Source organism: Tenacibaculum sp. 190524A02b (assembly GCF_964036645.1).
Classification (GTDB): Bacteria; Bacteroidota; Bacteroidia; order Flavobacteriales; family Flavobacteriaceae; genus Polaribacter; species Polaribacter vairaonense.
In genome coordinates this window covers 4,050,328-4,069,727 of the sequence record NZ_OZ038525.1, presented here as the reverse complement: position 1 = coordinate 4,069,727, position 19,400 = coordinate 4,050,328, and the positions used below count along the sequence as shown (strand labels likewise).

Below are 19,400 nucleotides of genomic sequence, written 5' to 3'. Positions count from 1 at the left end.
TTACTTGTAACATTTTAAACGTTTTTAAGTCTTATTAATAAAAATTTAATATGTCTCATCAAGAACAAAAAAGTTGGTTTAGTAGAAATTGGTTATGGTTTATCCCTTTAAGTGGTTGCTTAGGCATTCTCTTATTGTTTTTTATAGGGGTTGGCACTCTTATTTTTGGTGTTTCAAAAGCATTTACCAATGCTACACCTATTGAATACGCTATGGAACAAGCTTCTAAAAATGAAAAGGTAATTCAAGTATTAGGTGATCCTATTGAAAAGGATGGTTTTCCAAATGGAAATATTTCTCTTAATAATGATGATGGTGAAGTTGATTTTTCACTTCCTGTTAAAGGTTCTAAAGGAAAAGCAACGATTATTATTAGAGGTATAAAATCAAACGGAAAATGGATTTTTGAAGATTTATATATCACTATAAAAGAAACACAGGAAGAAATTAATTTGCTTGAAAAAGTAATGGAAAGTATATAAATGTTACTACTCTCTTTATTTTAAACTTATAGGGTGTTTTGTTTTGTCTTCGTCTTATATAGAAAACAAAACATTTATGAAGATTTTAATTAAAAATTCTGGACTATTACTTTTATTCTTTATAACTTTTATCTCTTGTGATAAAAAAGAAGATGAGATAATTATCGAACCTAATTTTAATGAAATTAGTAATATTGCTACCTTTTATGGCAATAAAAACGCTGAGATAATTATAGTAAATACACAAGGAGGTCCTACTACTGAATTAGCTAACGAAGATATAAAAGACATTGCTAAAACTTCTTCTCTTGCACAAAAAGCTCTTTTTGTAAATGTTCATCAAGCGCAAACAAAAACACCTTCCAACTTTAAAAAGGAAATTACTTTTGAAAAAGCTAAAAAGTATGATAAAGAAAGCGTAAAAATGTTAAAAAAAGTAATTGATTATTTCAAAAAACAGCCTAATAAAAAAGTGTATGTTCTTGGGATTTCTTTTGGGGCTTTTATGACTCAAGAACTAATTGCTACTTACGGTATCTCAACTGCAGATAAATATTTAATAGCTGTAGGAAGGCTAAATATTGATAAAGGTACATGGATTCCTTTTAGTCAAGGAAAAAACACTAAATATGTATTTAAAAATGATGGTACTTATTCTATTGAAGTATTTAACGCGAGAAATGAAGAAGGTAGAAGTATGGCCAAACTTGCAGCTGGATTAGGTTACAATAGATACACCGAAAAGCTTGCTTCTATCAAAGACTTATCAAAAGTAACCTATGTTTATGGTGATAGAGATGAAGCAGTTGGTCCTTTATCTAAAATTGAACTAGATTTTTTAAAGCAAAAAAAAGCAACTATTGTATTAGATGTAAAGGGAAATCACTTTACTGCTTCAGACAAAGCTATAGCAATGATGAAGCAGTATTTTGATATTAATTAAAATAATGTTAATGCTTCTTTAATAGCTGCATACACTTTATTCAATTGTTCTTTGGTTATTACAAAAGGAGCAAGTATATATATGGTATTTCCTAGTGGACGTAAACACACACCTTTACTCATAAAAAAGTCAAATAACTGATAACGTAAATTGCCATAACGTTCCATTTCAACATTTAAATCAAGCGCGTAAATAACTCCTAGTTGACGCGTTTGTTTTATTTTAGGGTGACTTTTTATTTCTTCATTAAAAGCTTGATGTGATGCTATTATTAACGCTATATTCTTCTGTATTTCTTTTGACTGTAATAATTCTACCCCAGCTAATGCCGCTGTACACGCCGTTGGATTTGCAGAATAGGTATGTCCGTGAAAAAATCCTTTTCCTAATTCATCACTTAAAAAGGCATCGTAAACTTTTTGAGAACAACTTGTTATTGCCATGGGTACTAAACCTGCTGTTAACGATTTAGAAAGACATATAATATCTGGTTGGTTTTGTAAATATTCTGAAGCAAAGTTTTTACCTGTTTTTCCAAAACCTGTCATTACTTCGTCGGCAATTACTAAGACTCCTTCTTTTTGCGCTAGACTTATTAACTCATCTAGAAAATGTGTTTCATACATTTTCATCGCTGCAGCACCTTGTACTAATGGTTCATAAATAAATGCAGCTGCGTTATTTTCTTTAATCAAGCTTGTAAACCTAGTTTTAACTTCTTCGAAGTTAGCTTCTGTAGGTACTGGTATTCTTTCAACATCTATAAAGAAATCTTCAAAAGGCCCATTATATACTGATAAACCTGAAACCGACATTGCTCCAAAGGTATCACCATGAAAACCGTCTTCTAACGCAATTATCTTTCCTCTTTTTTCTCCTTTATTAAAATGATATTGTAATGCCATTTTAATAGCAATATCTACTGATGTTGAACCATTATCCGAAAAGAATATTTTTTCCTGATTATTGGGTAGGATTTTTATTAACTCTTCTGACAACTTAATAGCTGGCTCATGCGTAAATCCTGCAAATACAACATGATCTAATTGTTGCATTTGTTTGTAAACTTTTGAGGTTATATATTCATTACAATGTCCATACATACAGGTATACCATGACGCTATTCCATCTATGTATTCATTTCCTTCGTCATCATATAATACTGCATCTTTTGCTTTGGTAATTGCAATATGATTTGGGTGTAGTTTATGTTGTGTTAATGGATGCCACAAGTGCTTTTTGTCACGCTCTTTTAATGTCATAGTTTGTCTTTAAATAATTCAGCATATTCTTTGATTACATTTTGATCAAAATATGGCTCTTCTTCAATTCTTCCAATTACAGGGACATTGGTCATTTTTTGAATGATTCCTTCTGTAGTTTTATGCTCATTTCCTGAGAAAATAACAGCTACATCAAATCCTTTTTCTTTAAGAAGGTTTACTGTTAGTAATGTATGGTTAATACTTCCTAAATAATGTCTTGACACTACTATTACTTTATACTCTGGCTTTATTATGTCTAGAATTGTAGTTGTATCATTTAATGGAACTAATAATCCTCCTGCGCCTTCAACAACTAGATTATTTTGAGTTTGAGGTTCTATTATATCCTCTAAACGAATTGTTACCTCATCAATTTCAGCTGCTGCATGCGGACTCATTGGTGTTTGCAATGCGTAAGCATTTGTATGAAAAACACTTTTATTGTTAGTTACTAACCTTTTTACTTTATGTGTATCTGAGTTTTCTAAATCACCCGCTTGTACTGGTTTCCAGTAATCAGCTTCTAATGCTTCTGTTACAATGGCTGAAGCTACTGTTTTTCCTACCTCGGTAGATATTCCTGTGATAAAATATTTTTTTTGCATTAAAACACGTTTTTGCATTCGTTACAAATGAGTCTTCTTTTTTCAAAAAAAGGAAACAACATGTAAAATATATTTTTTCTTTGCACTGGTGCTACTAATATTTTTGTTGAATCACAACTAGCACAGTGTATTTCATTCCCTTGATTATCTTTTTCATAAACTCTTATTTCATTATATATTGTTAAGGCTTTGTCTAAATCATTATTTTGAACCAATAACTTTACGCCGCCTATAGCTTGGCTAATTAAGGGATCAGAATCTATTGTTTTTTCGTCCATTAACATGGTTCTTATATTCTCTGAATCTAACTTAGCTTTTATTATTTGTGCTTCTGTTGAATATTCAAAAACTGCTAAAATGGTATAATCGTCTCTCATGCTATTTTATTTTTATTATGATACAAAAGTAACAAGGTTCTCTAGAACTTCTGTTATTTCTTTTTTGGTGTTATAATTATGTAAACAAAAACGCAATCTTTCTTTATGTATAGCTACTGTTGGAGAAAGTATTGGTTTTATATCAAATCCTATTTTTTGTATTGCTTTTGCTATTTGTTTTGTTTTTGTATTTCCTCCTATTATACAGCAGTGAATGGCTGTTTTACTAGGAATAAAGTTTAATTGCAATCTTTGTGTTTCACTAACAAAATAAGTGATTTTCTCTTGTAAATCTTTTATTTGTTCTTTGCCTTTTTCACTTGCTAATTCTTGGTAGGCTATTTTTATAGTTGCTACAGCATGTGGTGGTAAGGCTGTTGTATAAATAAAACTTCTGGCATAGTTTATTAAATATTCTTTTAACTCATTAGCTCCTAAAACCACAGCTCCATGACATCCTAATGCTTTACCAAAGGTGATGATTCTTGCAAAAACTTTTTCTTCTATTTCTAAATTTTGCACAATTCCCATGCCATTTTTTCCTATTACACCCAAAGCATGCGCTTCATCAATAATTAAACGAGCTTTTAGTGCTGAACATACTTCTACCATTTTTAATACATCTGGTATATCTCCATCCATAGAAAAAACAGACTCAGTAACTACGTATATCTCTACCTCATTTGTAACTTCCTTTTTATGTTTTAAGATTAACTCTTTTAAGTTTTCTACATTATTATGTTTAAACTTATAGGCTTTTGCATTCGATAATTGAATTCCATCACGAATGGAGGCATGGATTAATTCATCATATAAAACAACATCGCCTCTTTGTGGAACTGCAGCAAAAAAGCCTACATTGGTATTGTATCCTGAGTTAAATAGTAATGCTGCTTCTGCTCTGTGATAGGTGCTTATTTCTTTTTCTGTAGTACTGAATAGTTTATGATTTCCAGATAATAAACGAGATCCTGTAGCTCCGTTAGTGTTTATTTGGTTCTCCATTAAAAACTGATGTGCTTTTTCAAACAATTCATTAGATCTTGCAAAGCCAAGATAGTCGTTGGATGAAAAGTCTACTAAATCACTAGTTTCTTTAAGACTTCTTAAGGCATTGTCTTTTCTTCTAGTTTGTAGTTTTTTCTGTAATTTTTCTGGAAAATTCATACTACAAAAGTACAAGAGTTTTTATTGTTATTTACTATTCTTTGATAAAAGGCACAAGACCACTTCGCTTATAGAAAAAAGAAACTTAAAAACTTTTATTACATAAAAATCATTTAATACTATTTATGGATAATAATTTTGTATAATTTTATCTGTTCTCGATAATTTTTTTACTGCTTTAACACTTCATAAAAAACACTCGAACTAACATTAATAACTAGTTATGTTATAGTTCTTTTTTCATTATCGGTAAGTATCTATTAGGTATGGAGCTTTCTTTTTTATCAATTATTGTAAATCCTTGTTTTTTATAAAAAGGAACTGCATTGGGATCTGCTAATAGCGTTATTACTGTTGCTTCTAATTGTTGGGCTTCATTAATTGCATGTATTAATAGCTTTTTCCCTATTGATTGCCCTATAAACTCTGGTAATACGAATAGCATTTCTAATTCTATACTTTTATTTTCTGGTGGGTTTAACATATAGAAACCTGCTATTGTAGCATTTTGTTCGAATAGATTTACTTTGGTGTTTTTTAGCATTTGTATTGTTACCGTTAGGTCTTGACGCCAACTTTCTATGTCTGCTTCTGAATACCCCCAATAGGCTTTCGATTTTAATGCTAGCGCTGTTAGTATTTCTGCTTCTGTTTGTTTTGCTTTTCTTATCATAAAAGAGGTACCAATTAAATATTAATATATCTCATAATGTTTGCGCTTATGGATAATTATTCCATGTAAATTAACTGTTCTCGATAATTTTTTATTACGTTAACACTTCATAAAAAACACTCGAACTGACGTTTGTGAAATTTTTTTTCGTAAATCGTATTATTTAATCTTTAGTGTCTACCATACATTTCCTTATTACACACATGTTGTATGTAATAATTGATACTAAAAAATTAAACTTCGTATAAATAAGATTTGTTTATTGTTTTTTTGCTATTTGTCTTATTTTTATTCTAAATGCTGCAAATAATAAGGTCATGAAAGGGCTTAACCAGTTAAACATTGCATAAAAGGCATAATCTACCACTGGTACTCCTAATACTCCTGAGTGGTAGGCTCCACAGGTGTTCCATGGTATTAATACCGAGGTTACTGTTCCTGAATCTTCTAAGGTTCTACTTAAGTTTTCTGGCGCTAATCCTTTATCTTCATAGGCTTTTGCATACATTTTCCCTGGTACTACAATGGCTAAGTATTGATCTGATGCTGTAAAGTTTAATCCTATACAAGTTCCTACGGTACTGGCAAATAATCCAAAAACAGAATCAAACAAACTTAACATAAAGCTACTTATTTTTGCTAAAGCACCTATGGCATCCATAATTCCTCCAAATACCATTGCTAGTAATATTAACCACACCGTTCCTAGCATTTTTTTCATTCCTCCTGCGGTAAATAGATCTTTTAACACTTCGTTTTCTGTTGCTACTGAAGTTTCTACTGTAATGGCTTGCATTACTCCTTTGTAGGCTGAATTTATATCTAACTTTTCTACACCTGCTATTTGTGCTACTACATTGGGTTGAAAAATTAATGCGAAAATCCCTCCTAATAAGGTTCCTGCTAATAAGGCTATTAATGGTGGTGTTTTTTTAATGATTAAAAATATAACTAATACGGGTACTAAAAACAACCATGGTGTTATGTTAAATGCTTTACCTATATCTGCTAGCATTGCTTGGGTATCTGCTTCTCCTGTGGCTGTTTGTGTAAATCCTAAGATTACAAAAAATACCATGGTTACTATAAATGTTGGCACGGTTGTATATGCCATGTATTTAATATGGGTAAATAAATCTGTTCCTGCCATAGCTGGTGCTAAATTGGTAGTGTCTGACATTGGCGACATTTTATCTCCAAAATAGGCTCCAGATAGTACAGCTCCTGCTGTCATTCCTAATGAAATTCCAAGTGCTTCTCCTATTCCTATTAATGCTATTCCAACCGTTGCCGCTGTTGTCCACGAGCTTCCTGTTGCTATAGAGATTACTGCACAAATGATTAAACAGGCTACTAAAAATATGGTTGGGTTTAATATTTGTAATCCATAATAAATCATTGAAGGAATGATTCCACTTATTAACCATGTTCCTGCTAATGAACCTACCATTAAAAGTATTAGAATGGCTCCTGCTGTTGATTTTATATTCTCGGCTACTTCTTCCATCATGGTTTTATAAGAAACTTTGTTCTTAAAACCTACAATGGCGGCAACTGCTCCTCCTAATAGTAATACAAACTGGTTACTTCCACTCAAAGCATCGTCTCCAAATACGTACACATTGTACGCTAGCATAAGTACTAGTGCTAAAACAGGAATTAAGGCTTCCCATATACTTAGTTCTTTATTGGCTATGATTTTCTGATCTTCAATTTTTATTTCGGATAGGTTTTTATCGTCTTGCATTCGGTAGTAATTTGGAAGTGTAATGTTACGATTTTGTAAAGAATTACACAAGTAGAATAGGTTTAGTACATTTGTTTTCTATGGATTCATTGACGCAAATTGTTTTGGGTGCCGCCTGTGGTGAGGTAGCTCTTGGTAAAAAAATTGGTAATAAAGCGATGCTTTTTGGTGCTATTGGAGGTACAATTCCTGATTTGGATGTTATTATTGGTAGTGTATTGTATGGTAATGAAATTGATGCTATGGCTTTTCATAGAGGTTTTATGCATTCTATTGTTTTTGCCTTTTTGGGTGCTTTTGCGTTTGGATGGCTTACTTTTAAATTGTACAACACTGGAAAACGTGTTGGTACTTCTACTTTAAAGGGTTGGATTCTTTTATTCTTCTTGTCCATTTTTACACATCCTATTTTAGATAGTTTTACGCCTTACGGAACGCAATTACTTTTACCTTTTTCAAATTATAGAGTTGCTTTTAATACCATTTCTGTGGTGGATCCGCTATATACTTTACCTTTTTTGGTTTGTTTAGTTGTTGCGCTGTTTTTTAATAGAAAAAGCACTAAACGTTCTCGTTGGGTAAAAACTGGTATTTATATGAGTAGTTTTTATTTGTTGCTTACTATTGGGAACAAATTGTATATAAATAGTGTTTTTAAAAAGTCTTTTGATGAATCTACTATTGCTTATAGTCGATTTTCTGCGCAACCTACGCTTTTAAACACTATTTTATGGTATGGGATTGCTGAGACCAGTAACAATTATAAAGTTGGTTTTTACTCTTTATTAGATACTAAAAGTGTAGTGGATACTATTTTGACGATTCCGAAAAACCATACGTTACTTGATATGCAGCATCCTGATTTGCAAACATTGTCTTGGTTTAGTAATGGGTATTTTAATTTGGTGCCTAATGATAGTTCTTCAGTGATTGCGTATTTGGATTTGCGTTATCCGCTTATGAATCCGAAAGATATTCATTCTTCTGTTTTTCGGTTTGCTTTAAAAAAGGATGGTAAGCGTTGGGATATGATTCCTAATTATGGGAATCCTCCTTCTAAAAAGGATTTTGAGGCTTTTTATGCACGTATTTTTGGGAAGTAATTTTAATTGAGTTATTGTTCATTTTTTTGCTTGTCCAAAAAAACGAACCAAAAAAAGGACACTTCTTCAATGAATTTTTTAGCTGAAGCTAAAAACCGAATTATCATTTCTAAAATCTTTCCAAGGCTTCAAGATTTTTTAACGAAATAAAATTCTATTCTGCGAAGAAGAGTTGAAAAGCGCCGCTTTTAATCGCTTATAATCATTATATGAATTGCACATAATGGTTTATAAAGTTTATCTTTAAATAGGTTCAGTGAAAGATTTAATGCTCTTATTAGAAAACAATAAAAAGTGTCATAGGTATTTTTAACTTTTTCGATATTGAAGGTTAACTTGCTTTTAACCTTATAGTCATTCTTTTTGGTGTGATTTGGGGTTTTAACCCAATATATTATTATATGAAAACAATTATCAATTTTACATTCCTCTTTTGTTTTTTGCTTTTTTTTGTTTGTTGTAACTCGGATAACGATACTCCTGATGCTCCTACTTCTCACAGTATTAGTGGTTTTAAATTTATTGGTGAACACATAATTCCTGATGGTACTTTGTTTAACAACGAGGTTATAGGTGGGCTTTCTAGTATTGATTATCACGATGGTGTTTATTATTTGATTAGTGATACTCCAAAGGCTCCCATTCGTTTTTATACTGCATCATTAGATTTTAATGCTTCTGAATTTAACGGTGTGAAAGTTTTAAGTCAGGTTGAATTGCTTACTAAAACTGGTGCTTCTTTTGGTGAACAGCAAGTAGATCCGGAAGCGATTCGGTTTGATGCTGGTACGAATGCTATTGTTTGGGCTAGTGAAGGTTTTGTAAACAACCAAGTGGATCCTTTTGTTAGAACGGCTTCTTTACAAGGTGGTTTTACTTATGAATATGCTTTGCCTGAAATTTTTAAGGCTTCTTCAGTAAAAGCGGATACTGGTGCTAGAAATAATGGTGTTTTTGAAGGTTTGTGTGCTAGTTTTGATAAGAAAGGGTATTGGGTAGGAATGGAACTTCCTTTAAAACAAGATGGTGTTGCGCCTGTTTTTGGTGAAAAAACAGATTCTAAAGTACGTATTGCTTATATTGATAAAGCTACCCAAAAATTTGGTCGTCAGTTTACTTATAGCTTAGGTTCTGTAGTTAGAGATGGTGGATTTACTGTAAATGGTCTTGTGGAGATTTTAGCGTATGATACGGATCGGTTTTTAGTTTTAGAGCGTTCTTTTGCTTCTGGTACTGCTGATGGTGGAAATGATGTGTTTATTTATAAGGTTGATGCTTCTAAGGCTACGGATGTTTCTTCTTTAAACAGTTTAACATCAAATGTGGTACCTGCTACTAAGGAATTGCTTTTTAGCTTTAATTCTATTCGACCAAAATTGTCTTCTGTACCTGGTAGTACCGCTAAGGTGGTGGACAATTTAGAGGGAATGACTTTTGGCCCTACGCTTCCTAATGGTCATGCTTCTTTAGTACTTGTGGCAGATAATAATTTTAGTGCTTTTGGTGCGCAATTAAATCAGTTTATTGTTTTAGAGGTATTGCCTTAGAGCATTTTTATACTATAAAAAGGTCGCGTGTTATTTGCGACCTTTGTTGTTTGCTGTTTTTTATTTTTATACGGCAAGTCCTTTAATTTGTTTGTACTCATTTGAGGTTAATCCGTATTGTGCTTTGACAAAGTTTTTAATGGTTTGTACTTGGTTTTTAAGGTTTTCAAAATTTGTTTGTCTTGCTTCAATAATTGGTTTTAATAAACTCAATGCTTTGTCTACTTCAACGGTACTTTGTGCTGCTTTGATTGCTAACTCATTTAATGCTGTAACCGTTATCAGCTCATTAGGTGGCGTGTAAGCTTCTCCTAAACTGGTTAGTAGATCAATAATGATTTTAAAATTTGTGATTCGGCTTGCATAGGTTCTTTCTACTTGACTTATTACCGTGGTTTCACTTTCAGTATCCGATACTGGTTTGGGGTTTGCTTTTCCTCTTATTTTTTTAATCACCGTTCCTACTTGTTTTAGTTCTACGCTTTCTTTACCTTTTAAAGCTTCTATGAATCCTCTAATAGGTGCTAAACGTTTTTCTAGGGCATCTTCATTGTCTGAAAAGATTTTTTTCCTTTCGTTTGTTACTAAGGTGTAACTTAATGTTGCGGTATTGTACTCTTCTTGTATTTGCTCAATGTTTGTAATGGTTTGTTGCAAATTTTCTACGGATGCATTGGGTACTGGTGGTTGGTAGTCTGTAAATGTTGCTACTATTGTTGCCATTTTTTTCGCATTGCCCAATCTACTGGCATACGACTTCTGAGAAGTTGATGTCATAACAATTTATTTTTATAATTAATGGGTTAAACTTACTAAACACCTTTTTAAAAATCAAGTGTTTAACATTTTTTTTAATTTTTATTTTTCATTTCTCTTAATGTTTTCTTTGAATGTGTTAATACTATTGCTTTGTTATTGATTCCTCTTGCTATGTTACGAGTTCCTGATGCCTTGTTGCTAACTTCTCTTGGCTTGTTGCTGTCTCCTCTTGCTATGTTACGGACTCCTGTTACCTTGTTACTGATTCCTCTTTGCTTGTTACAGACTCCTGTTGTCTTGTTACTGATTTCTGTTCCCTTGTTACTGACTGCTTTTGGGTTGTTATGGACTCCTATTGGAGTTTGGTAAAAAGTAGAAGGTTTGAGGTTTAGTTATGAGTTATGAGTTATGAGTTATGAGTTATGAGTTATGAGTTATGAGTTATGAGTTTAAAACTAAAAATTAAACACTAAGCATTAAAAACTAATTACTTGAACTATTTATTAACCGACAAACAGATTCCTTCACTTCATAAACTGCGTACGGAATGACGAAATGGGACGTCACTGCTTAGCTAATGATTATTTCACTCCGTATACTACGTTCGAATGACCAAGCAATAGTCGTACTCATTACTCTATAATTTGATTCTTACTGAATACTGCTACTGACAGCTATTTTCATTAAATAGTTAGAAAAAAGTTTGTTAGCTTGTAAAAAAGGTATAATTTTGCCCTTGAAAGGATTTATTAACGTTTTAAAATTAATTGCTAAATAATCAATAGACATTATGAAGAGAGTACTGTTAAGCATTTTTACAATGCTAATTTATGTTGTGGTGTATGGGCAGGAAGCCCCTAAAACACCAAACTTTTCTCCACTAACACCAGAGGCTGCAAGTTTGGGGAAGTATGGTTCTTACCCTGTTAATTACAATACTGGTTTAACTAATATTGCTATCCCATTGTATGAAATAAAGGTAGATGAAGTTTCATTACCTATTACACTTAGTTATCATCATTCAGGTATAAAAGTAGATGATATAGCAAGTAATGTGGGTTTGGGCTGGACTCTTCAAACTGGCGGGGTCATAAATACCCAAGTAATTAATGGAGAGGATTTGTACTATGATATAAAAGATGTATATACCCCTTCACAAATAGAGGCAATACCTGGTGTTTATGATGCTGCCAATGATATTCTTATTCCAAGCTCTAAAGGTTTTACAAATAATCGACATGATATTTATTCGTATAACTTTTTAAATTATTCAGGGCAATTCGTGTTACATAATAGAAGTGAAGGGAAAAGTTTAAATGAAGATAATCTTAAAATAAAAAGAATCCCTAATGGATTTGAAATCACTGCTCCTAATGGGACTATATACCTATTCTCTATTAGAGAATCAATTACAACTACAACTCATCCAGGACCAACAATAAGAACCTTAGAAGGAAGTAGTATTTATTTGTCAAAAATTATTACAGCAAAAAAAAATGAGATTACTTTTGAATATAGTGAAAACAGAACAAATGATAATAGAATAAGTTCTCATAGTCACTCCTTAGAAAGTACAATTCCCAATTTATATCAATACACTGGTAATAATTACTCCTACAGTAACCTTATTCATGATGAACAGCTATTAAAGACTATAAAATTTAATCAAGGAAAAATAGTGTTCACACACAGCAATAGATTAGATGCTATAAACGGAAGTAAAAAAATAGATAAGTTTGATATTTATAATCTAACAACCACAGACAATTATACTTTAACTAAACAAGTTGTATTTGATAATGATTCCTATTTTGATAGACCCGTACAATTAAATACTTTGAATTTGGGGCGTAATGTTTCAGTATTTGATTCTAGTAGAAATATAAAGAGTCTAAAATTAGAGAATGTACTTTTTAAAAACAAGAATAATGTTATTGAAAAAATGTATAAATTCAAATACAATGCTACTAAACTACCAGCAAGGGAAACTACAGGGCAGGATATATATGGATATTATAACGGTAAAAATGATAATAAAGATTTAATAGAAAAGAAAACAACTCAGTATTTTCAAAATAATTTAGGTATCACAATAACGAATGCTAATCATATCGGTGAAGCTAATAGATCAGTAGACTCCAATTTTAGTCAAGCAGCTATGTTAGAAGAAATCGTATACCCTACAGGAGGAAAAACAAAATTTGTTTATGAAAATAATTATATATTAAACGAAGAAGATAAATACGCTTCACAACCAGCCCCAGCAATTAATGTTATGGCAATAGGTAAAAAAATAGGTAATATCCCTAATGTAAGTGTTCATTCTGATGAAAAAATATTTACAGTTACCGAAGAAGTAGATAATAATAAACCACAGTTTATAGATGTTTTTTTCACAAATATCACTGGGGGTACTACTTTACCATCAGTTAAGTTTTATGATATTACAAATGGGACTTCTAATTTATTATATGGTTATACTCATTTAGTTCCAACATCTTGTTATAGTAATAGATTTATTACAAATTTAAAAAAAGGGCATACTTATAAACTTTCTGTAAACATAGGTCCTTCAGTAATAAGTAATGGAACTTGTTTTATTAATAATACTGCATATGTGTCAGCAAATTTAAATTATTCAACAAGAAGTTTAATAACTGATATTACTAAAATAGAACCAAGCTTAGGCCCTGGCTTAAGAATTAAAGAAATCATTTCATATGATTCTGAACTTGAAAATAACGTATTAGGAAAAAAAATATTTGATTATGGAAAGGTAAAATATGGAAAGAATAAAATTGGTATAGCCTCATTGTTAAAGCACAAACCTCAGTATTATTCCTTAACAACAAGAGTGGAAGGGTCAGAAACTAAACCTACTTTTCTTGTTAATCAAATGGCTATTGTAATGAATCAGTTTCAAGACATTAACCCTAATGGAAATTTAATTGAATATGATTATATAAAAGAAAGATTAATAGGTAGTGATAACAACAATGGTTTTACTGAGTATATATATAGGCTATCAATACCGGAAGCATATGAAAGAAATGCTCATGCGTACAATACATTTCCTAAAATAATATATCCTTTATGGAAAGGAGCTAGACTGATTAATAAATCAATATATAAAGAAAATCAAATTACTCCTATTTATCAAGAGACTTATGAATACCAAGAGCATTTTATAGAAACATTTTTAAATTTGGAAGTTAGGCAGATTGTAATTGGTTTCTTGAATTCATTAACAGAACATTTTGAATATTTTAACTATGAAAACACTAGAGGTAAGCAATTATTAAAAAAGAAAATAGTTACAGAAAACAATGGAAGTCGAACGATTAGTCAAGAAACAAATTATAAGTATAATTCTAATTTACTAGTATCAGAAACAACAACAACAACCAGTAAAGGAGATGTTTTAAAATCTAAAATATATTATGCTAATGATTTAAACGATACTAAATTGATTAATGAGCATCGTATTACAGAACCTTTAGAAACAATTCAATTTAATAAAGGGGTACAAATATCCCGTCAAAAAACAGAATATTCAGATCAACACAATCCATCCAATTTATATTTACCTTCAGTAATTAAAACCTCAAAAGGAGACCAAGATTTAGAAAACCGAATACTTTATATCAGTTATGATACTAAAGGAAATCCTACAGAGGTAAGTAAACAAGACGGAACTTCTATTACCTACTTATGGGGTTATAACTATACACAACCTATTGCCAAAATAGAAGGGGCAACTTATGCTCAGGTAATGGCTGCTTTAGGTAAAAATAGTGATCATGATTTAAGTTATTTACAGAGCTATACCGAAAGTCAGTTACAAACTGAAATGGCTAAAGTGCGTACTGGACTCCATAACGCCTTGGTAACTTCTTTTACATATAAACCGTTAATTGGTGTAAGCACCATGACGGATGCTCGTGGTAGAGTTACTTCGTATCATTATGACGCTTTTAACCGTTTGCATTTGGTTAAAGATGCTGAGGGAAATATTTTAAAAGAAAACACTTATAATTATAAAAACAAATAAGTCTATGAAAAAGTTATTATTATTTTTAGGCTATATTACCAGTGCTGTTTTCTTTACAGTACAGGCACAAGTTGAACTTAACACTCCTGAAACAGGAGAACATTATGCGCCTACTTCTATTGTCTTAAAACCAGGGTTTAGTACCACTAATTTTTGGGCATATATTGTGGAAGACCCTTATACTGCTATTGATTTAAGTGAGGACGAAAACTATGTGTTTTCACGTACATACCAAAGTCCTTTGAAAAACACCAATGATATTCGTAGTAACAGAGATGTTATTGAGCAAATTACGTATTTTGATGGGCTAGGGCGCGCTAAGCAAAGTATTGGTATTAAACAATCTCCTAACAAAAAAGACATTGTAACCCATATTGGTTATGATGATTTAGGAAGGCAGGATAAAGAGTTTTTACCGTTTGTTGGGGCTAACAGTACAGGTGCTATTGTTAAGGGAACTTCTGCTAATTATGTTGAAGGGTTGACACAAAATTATTATGCGGCTGAATATCCAAATGATTTTTCAACAAGTGGGCAACCCGTAAATGCGTATTCTCAAAAATTATTAGAGGACTCGCCATTAAGCCGTGTCTTAAAACAAGCGGCTCCTGGGCATGACTGGCGTTTGGGAGCTGGTCATGAAATTGAATTTGATTATCAAACCAACTCTGATGCTGATGGGGTAAAATTATTTACGGTTACTACTTCAGAAAGTAATGGTGTGTTTGTACCGTCTTTAGAAGGTGGTACTACTAATTATGCCGCTGGTAAGTTATACAAAACCATTACTAAAGATGAAAATCATGATGGTACTACAAGTAAATTACATACTACAGAAGAATATAAAAACAAAGAAGGACAGGTTATTTTGAAACGTACTTTTGCTTCGATAAACTCAGCAGGCTCTTCAACAAGTTCAGTGACCGAAGAAGCGCATGATACGTATTATATTTACGATGATTTTGGTAATTTAACCTATGTACTGCCTCCAAAAGTAGTGGTAAGCGATAATAGTGGAGTTTCTAGTACTGAACTTTCTGAATTGTGTTACCAATATAAATACGACTATAGAAACCGTTTGATAGAAAAGAAAATACCAGGCAAGGAATGGGAATATATTGTGTATGATAAATTAGACAGACCTGTTTTAACACAGGATGCTAATTTAAGAACTACTAAAAATTGGCTTTTTACTAAATACGATGAATTAGGTAGAGTTATTTTAACGGGGAAAACATGGGATGATGCTCCTTATTATGACATTCAAAGTTGGATTGCTAGCTCTTTTCCTAGGAATACCTCTAGTAGAACCTCAAATTATACGACTATAGATTCTAAAAAAATATACTACAATTACACTCAATCCTATCCTTCGGGAACTTCTATAGAACTTCATACCGTAAATTACTATGATACTTATGTTGATTTACCAACAGGATTAGGAGCTTCTATAACAACTTACTATAACCAAACCTCTACAGGTAACACCAAAGGTTTGGCTACAGTGAATAAAGTACGTATTTTAGGTACTAATGACTGGATACATACCGTAACGTATTACGATGAAAAAGCAAGACCTATTTATGTGTATAGTAAAAATGATTATTTACAAACTGTAGATATTATAGAAAGTAAATTGGATTTTGTTGGGAAAGTATTGGAAACTAAAACTACCCATAAGAAAACTGGAAAAGATGACATTGTAACGCTTGATGTATTTAGTTATGACCATGCCGGTAGAATGACTAAACAGACTCAGCAAATTAATAGTCAAGCTACTGAAACTATTGTAGCTAATACTTATGATAAACTAGGTCAGTTAAAGAATAAAGAGGTTGGAGGTACTAGCAGTCCTTTACAAACAGTAGATTATAGCTATAATGTACGTGGTTGGTTGAAAAATATTAATGAAGACTCTAATGCTAATGACAATGATTTGTTTAACTTTAGCCTATACTATAATGATGTAACAGATGTGAATAAGCGTTTGTATAATGGAAATATCGCCCAAACTAGTTGGAATAGCTCAACTGTAAACTCCTCAGGAAACCCTAAGAGTACTCAATATTCGTATACCTATGATGCTCTCAATAGAATTATAGGGGCTATTGATAACACAGGTAGGTATAACTTAGGTGGTTTTGATGCTAGTGGTGTGTTAACAAACCCTATTAGTTATGATAAAAATGGAAATATTTTATCTTTACTAAGAAAAGGACATCTAACTGCTAATGTTTCTAGCTTTGGTACAATGGATAATTTAGCTTACACTTATGACGCTGGTAACAAACTTGAAAAGGTAACTGACAGTGCTACCAGTAATGAAGGTTTTAAAGATGGTGCTAATAGTACTAAAGAATATGAATATGATGCCAATGGTAATATGATAAAAGACCATAATAAAGGGATTTCCAATATTATTTATAATCATTTAAATTTACCGACTACTGTTCATATCGGTGCTAGTAAAATAGAATATGTATATGATGCTAGAGGTACTAAGGTAGAAAAAAGAGCCTATGTAACTGGTAATGGAGCGACAAAAACACAATATGCTGGTAATTTTATTTATAAAGTACAGCCATCAACACCTAAAGGAGGAAAAACAGGAACGTCTATTCCTACCCTAGAGTTTTTTAATCACCCTGAAGGATATGTAAAACCCGTCATTGCGAGCGGAAGCGTGGCAATCTCATCATTCGATTATGTCTATCAATATAAAGACCACTTAGGAAATGTTAGATTATCTTATACGGATGCTGACAAAAATGGTAGTATTGCTACTTCTGAAATTATTGAAGAGTCAAATTACTATCCCTTTGGTCTCAAACATAAAGGATACAATAATATCACTAACTCCCTTGGAAATAGTACCGCGCAGAAGTATGGGTATAACGGAAAAGAGTTAAACGAAGAATTTGGACTAAATATGTTAGATTTTGGTTGGAGAAACTATGATGCCTCTTTAGGCAGATGGTTTAATATTGATCCTCATTCGGAGAATTATTACCAGGTATCTACCTATAACTATGTTGCTAATTCTCCAATCGTAGCTACTGATCCAGATGGTAGAGACATAAGAATAACTACATCGGTAGACGATGATGGAAATGTTACAATTAATTTTGTGTTAACTGGAAAAGTTATAGATCTGTCTTCGTCGAGAGTAAATACTAAAAACTATGCTCATAACTTGTCTTTGAGATTAAAAAAGGCTTTTTCCTCTAAATTTAAAGGAGATAACGGAGGTAATGTAGAAGTTAATTTTACTGCAAACCTTTCTGTAGCAGAAACAACTGATGATATTGGAGAAGATGATCACGTTTTTGGAATCGTAGATGAGTTAGGGGAGCAAGAATTTGAAGATGGAGAAAAAGATCCCGCTGGAGTTGCTCAAATAGGTGGTAACATTACCCTAATTGAAGCGCGTTATGTTAATAAGGGTAACACAAGTGAACACGAAACAGGTCATTTATTAGGTTTACCAGATACAAAAGATAAAACAGTAATGAATGGTACAGTTGGAAACAGCAAACATTTAACATTGAAACAACGAAAAATAATGTTTGGTGCATATCAAACAATCAGAGGTAAGGGAGTTCATATGAGAAATGCTGATGCAGATGATTTAGGGGATGATGATAGTAAAGACCAATTAAAGAATGCATTATACGATTGGAAGGCAATATATAATTTAAAAAAATACTATAAGTGATGAAGGGTGCTTTTATATTAATTCTTATTACAGTTCTTTCCTGTAAAAGTCAGGTTTCAAATAAGAATTTAAACGGAGAATGGGTAATCAAAAAAACAGCTATTTCCAGTTTTCCATTGCATAATAATTGCAAAGAAATTAGTTTAGGGGATAAATTTATATTTACTGATAATGATTTAATTGTTTTAAAAAAAGGAAAAAAATGTACTAAAATGCGATATATTATTAGGAATAATAAAATTAAGTTCCTGTACTCTGATTTCAGTTTTAAATTAAAGATCAAATTACAGGAAAACAATAATTTAATTTTGATTTCTAAGATACTTCCAGAAGAAATGATGGTTAATTGGAAGGAGGAATATTGGAAATATAAGAAAGATGGTTATGAAATAAACTTATTGAAAATTAAATAAATAATGGTCATCCCCGATAGCGCATTCTATGGATAAAAGCAAATAAAAATTGATGTTTTTTATGGGGCATTATTGAAATAGCATAACTTTTTTAAAACTTCGTTTCAAAAGTTATTGCCAGTTCAACAAGCCAAAATTAATATTATTTTTTAAAAAAATTAGGCAGCAAAATTGTGTGTATTAACATAAGGCTGCTGCCTTTTAATTACGGCAAAAATGCGATGCAAAAGTTTGTTCTTAATATTGTTTAGAACAAGCATTTTATTTTTTCCTTTTTCTACTTTCTCATCAAAATATTTTTTGAGTTGATAGTCATACTTTTTAGCATTAAGAGCACACATGTTTAAAAGTGCTTTCAATCCCGATAGCGCGGATTTAACGTAGTGTAATCCGTGCCGATAACGAGTAAGAAATACAATTTTAAAATAACCAAAACCATAGCATTAATTTGTTATGGTTTTGGTATTTTAGGAATATGCCTATACCAGTCTAGAAATAGATGGTATTCGTTATATAAATAATTTTATGTACCACTCGATGAGAGTCGAGCGTT

Annotated in this window: 15 protein-coding genes; 7 read left to right on the top strand and 8 right to left on the bottom strand. The window is 31.7% G+C overall.

Features of this window, described 5'->3' with window-relative positions:
• Positions 1 to 50 precede the first annotated feature (50 nt).
• Both ABNT65_RS16290 and ABNT65_RS16285 read left to right on the top strand, forming a co-directional pair.
• Positions 51 to 482, top strand: a complete 432-nt coding sequence (locus ABNT65_RS16290) for a cytochrome c oxidase assembly factor Coa1 family protein (RefSeq protein WP_348746317.1) — start codon at positions 51 to 53, stop codon at positions 480 to 482.
• A gap of 76 nt (positions 483 to 558) precedes the next feature.
• A complete protein-coding gene (locus ABNT65_RS16285; protein ID WP_348746316.1) occupies positions 559 to 1,425 on the top strand; it encodes a hypothetical protein in 867 nt (288 codons plus the stop codon).
• Here ABNT65_RS16285 and bioA read toward each other — a convergent pair.
• From bioA to nhaC, 6 genes are all read right to left on the bottom strand, one after another.
• The gene (gene bioA / locus ABNT65_RS16280) at positions 1,422 to 2,687 is read right to left on the bottom strand and encodes an adenosylmethionine--8-amino-7-oxononanoate transaminase (RefSeq protein ID WP_348746315.1); all 1,266 of its coding nucleotides are present in this window, start codon (positions 2,685 to 2,687) and stop codon (positions 1,422 to 1,424) included. The two genes, ABNT65_RS16285 and bioA, sit on opposite strands and share 4 nt — an antisense overlap.
• The gene (gene bioD / locus ABNT65_RS16275; RefSeq protein ID WP_348705370.1) at positions 2,684 to 3,295 is read right to left on the bottom strand and encodes a dethiobiotin synthase; all 612 of its coding nucleotides are present in this window, start codon (positions 3,293 to 3,295) and stop codon (positions 2,684 to 2,686) included. Before bioD ends, bioA begins: the two co-directional genes overlap by 4 nt.
• On the bottom strand, positions 3,295 to 3,672 hold the full coding sequence (locus tag ABNT65_RS16270; RefSeq protein WP_348705368.1) for a putative signal transducing protein: 378 nt from the start codon (positions 3,670 to 3,672) through the stop codon (positions 3,295 to 3,297). The genes bioD and ABNT65_RS16270 overlap by 1 nt, the downstream gene beginning before the upstream one ends.
• Positions 3,673 to 3,687: 15 nt before the next feature.
• Positions 3,688 to 4,839, bottom strand: coding sequence for a pyridoxal phosphate-dependent aminotransferase family protein (locus tag ABNT65_RS16265; RefSeq protein WP_348746314.1), 1,152 nt, complete (start codon positions 4,837 to 4,839; stop codon positions 3,688 to 3,690).
• A 226-nt stretch (positions 4,840 to 5,065) separates the two neighbouring features.
• A complete protein-coding gene (locus tag ABNT65_RS16260) occupies positions 5,066 to 5,512 on the bottom strand; it encodes a GNAT family N-acetyltransferase (protein ID WP_348746313.1) in 447 nt (148 codons plus the stop codon).
• 259 nt (positions 5,513 to 5,771) lie between these two features.
• Positions 5,772 to 7,259 carry a Na+/H+ antiporter NhaC gene (gene nhaC, locus ABNT65_RS16255; RefSeq protein WP_348738642.1) on the bottom strand — a complete coding sequence of 496 codons (1,488 nt, stop codon included), beginning with the start codon at positions 7,257 to 7,259 and terminating at the stop codon, positions 5,772 to 5,774.
• A gap of 80 nt (positions 7,260 to 7,339) precedes the next feature.
• On the opposite strand from nhaC, the gene ABNT65_RS16250 reads away from it, so the two are divergent.
• The gene (locus ABNT65_RS16250) at positions 7,340 to 8,362 is read left to right on the top strand and encodes a metal-dependent hydrolase (RefSeq protein WP_348746312.1); all 1,023 of its coding nucleotides are present in this window, start codon (positions 7,340 to 7,342) and stop codon (positions 8,360 to 8,362) included.
• Positions 8,363 to 8,763: 401 nt separating this feature from the next.
• Positions 8,764 to 9,909, top strand: coding sequence for an esterase-like activity of phytase family protein (locus ABNT65_RS16245; protein ID WP_348746311.1), 1,146 nt, complete (start codon positions 8,764 to 8,766; stop codon positions 9,907 to 9,909).
• 66 nt (positions 9,910 to 9,975) lie between these two features.
• Here ABNT65_RS16245 and ABNT65_RS16240 read toward each other — a convergent pair whose 3' ends face one another.
• A complete protein-coding gene (locus ABNT65_RS16240) occupies positions 9,976 to 10,686 on the bottom strand; it encodes a hypothetical protein (protein WP_348746310.1) in 711 nt (236 codons plus the stop codon).
• A 772-nt stretch (positions 10,687 to 11,458) separates the two neighbouring features.
• Between ABNT65_RS16240 and ABNT65_RS16235 the strand changes: the two genes are divergently transcribed.
• From ABNT65_RS16235 to ABNT65_RS16225, 3 genes are read left to right on the top strand one after another with little or no spacing between them, the layout of a single operon-like run.
• Complete coding sequence (locus ABNT65_RS16235; RefSeq protein WP_348746309.1) at positions 11,459 to 14,719, top strand: RHS repeat domain-containing protein; 3,261 nt, start codon at positions 11,459 to 11,461, stop codon at positions 14,717 to 14,719.
• Positions 14,720 to 14,723: 4 nt separating this feature from the next.
• Positions 14,724 to 18,434 carry a DUF6443 domain-containing protein gene (locus ABNT65_RS16230; RefSeq protein ID WP_348746308.1) on the top strand — a complete coding sequence of 1,237 codons (3,711 nt, stop codon included), beginning with the start codon at positions 14,724 to 14,726 and terminating at the stop codon, positions 18,432 to 18,434.
• On the top strand, positions 18,434 to 18,847 hold the full coding sequence (locus ABNT65_RS16225) for a hypothetical protein (RefSeq protein WP_348746307.1): 414 nt from the start codon (positions 18,434 to 18,436) through the stop codon (positions 18,845 to 18,847). The genes ABNT65_RS16230 and ABNT65_RS16225 overlap by 1 nt, the downstream gene beginning before the upstream one ends.
• A gap of 158 nt (positions 18,848 to 19,005) precedes the next feature.
• Here the strand turns inward: ABNT65_RS16225 and ABNT65_RS16220 are convergent, their stop codons facing one another.
• A complete protein-coding gene (locus ABNT65_RS16220; protein ID WP_348746306.1) occupies positions 19,006 to 19,206 on the bottom strand; it encodes a hypothetical protein in 201 nt (66 codons plus the stop codon).
• Positions 19,207 to 19,400 lie beyond the last annotated feature (194 nt).